This window comes from Ornithinibacillus proteolyticus (assembly GCF_039581225.1).
GTDB classification, from domain to species: domain Bacteria; phylum Bacillota; class Bacilli; order Bacillales; family Amphibacillaceae; genus Ornithinibacillus; species Ornithinibacillus massiliensis.
Genome location: NZ_JBCPXV010000110.1, coordinates 1 through 1676, shown reverse-complemented (window position 1 = coordinate 1676; position 1676 = coordinate 1). Strand labels below are relative to the sequence as shown.

Annotated in this window: 1 protein-coding gene; it reads right to left on the bottom strand. The window is 36.8% G+C overall.

Features of this window, described 5'->3' with window-relative positions; genetic code table 11:
* Positions 1-424: 424 nt before the first annotated feature.
* On the bottom strand, positions 425-1474 hold the full coding sequence (locus AAIB49_RS19790; RefSeq protein WP_061786664.1) for a 2,3-butanediol dehydrogenase: 1050 nt from the start codon (positions 1472-1474) through the stop codon (positions 425-427).
* Positions 1475-1676: the final 202 nt, after the last annotated feature.

Here is a 1676-nt window from a genome sequence, read left to right as displayed (position 1 = left end):
GCTAATTTGCGCTTCACTCGAATGTCAGTGAGGGGCAAATCCAAAGTAGAAAATGAATTAGGATTTGCGTTAATGGCGGTGAATCTAAGGAAGTACACCGCCTCTAAAGCGAGTTAACTTAAAAAAAATGACAATAGCCTAATGAAAATGGTTCCAATCATCCAAAAACGATGATCGGAACCATTTTTTTATTATTCTTGGCTAGTTATGTCCCAGCCCCTTTTTTATCAGCATAAGAGAGCACTTGCTTTAAATGCAAGGTAAATTTGATTTTGAGTAGTATTGTCTTGAGATTCATACTTGTTAGCACAATTTGTATAAGTTAATAAAACATACAACTATTTCGGAGAAAGTAAACATAATAAGTCCATTATTGATAATCAAATTCCAACGGAATCCTATAATAAGATTCCGGTTAATTAAACTACTCAGCTTTTACTAAGATTTTTATATGATTTCTTTCTTTTAGTAGACCTTCGAATCCTTCTTCTATTACTTCATCAAGTGTGATACGTTTCGTTATTAATTTATCTGCAGGGAAGTAACCTTGTGCCATTAAACTAATAACAGCTGGAAACACATCACGGTATCCGATAATTCCTGCTAAAGTACGTTCTTTCAACACGATATTTTGTGGGTGAATCGGAGCCTCTGTTTCAAAAATACTAACAATCATTGTTTCTCCATTAAATTTGGTTGAATTGATAGCTTGTTTTAAAACAGGTGGTACCCCAGTGACTTCATAAGCAACATCTACCCCGCCACTTGTAAGCTCTTGAATTTGTTGTACGGCATCACCATTATTTGGATCAATTGCGATGGCTCCAAGCTCTTCTGCCTTTTGTCTACGTTGTTCAGATAATTCAACTGCATAGATTTCTGCTGCACCTGCTGCTTTTAAGGCTTCAATCACTAATAAACCAATTGGACCAGTTCCAAATACGGCTGCTTTATCACCAACTTGTAGTTTACTTTGTTTCACAGCATGAAGAGCAACAGCTGACGGTTCAACAAGTGCACCTTGTTCATATGATACATTCTCTGGAAGTTTATGCAGCATGTGTTCTGGAACAGAAGTGAATTCAGAAAACCCACCGCCACCGCCAGCAAGACCATAGAATCCCATATCTGCGCAAAGATTATATTTCCCTTGTTTACAAGCATCACATTTTCCGCAATTATAAATTGGTTCTACTGTAACACGATCACCAACTTGTACTTTGGTTACACCTTCACCAATTTCAACAACTTGTCCAGAAAATTCATGCCCCATAACAATCGGAGCTTTATCTCCAGTTAATGGATGTGGTGTTTCCTTAGGAATAAAAATTGGGCCGGCTGTATATTCGTGTAAATCGCTTCCACAAATTCCACACCACTCAACTTTAAGTTTTACTTCACCTTTTTTTACAGTAGGTTCTTCGATATTTTCTAGTCTTAAATCTTTAGCATTATGCCATCTTAACGCTTTCATCTGAAATTCATCTCCTAAAGTAAACGGTTATGTTAAAAACTATTTCAATACTATTATAATATATTTTGAGTGGAATTTAAAGTGGACCCCATCGTCAAGACAACTTTTTTATAAATTTAAGGTGCATTGAGTTTTGCTCCTTCCCATCTTGCCAACCATGCCTTTCATGTGGCAGGTTCTGTCAAGGGCGTATTCTCCCTTG

What these genes read in the sequence shown, in the direction of transcription:
- AAIB49_RS19790 (WP_061786664.1), bottom strand. Translation starts at nt 1,474, where the DNA reads ATGAAAGCGTTAAGATGGCATAATGCTAAAGATTTAAGACTAGAAAAT.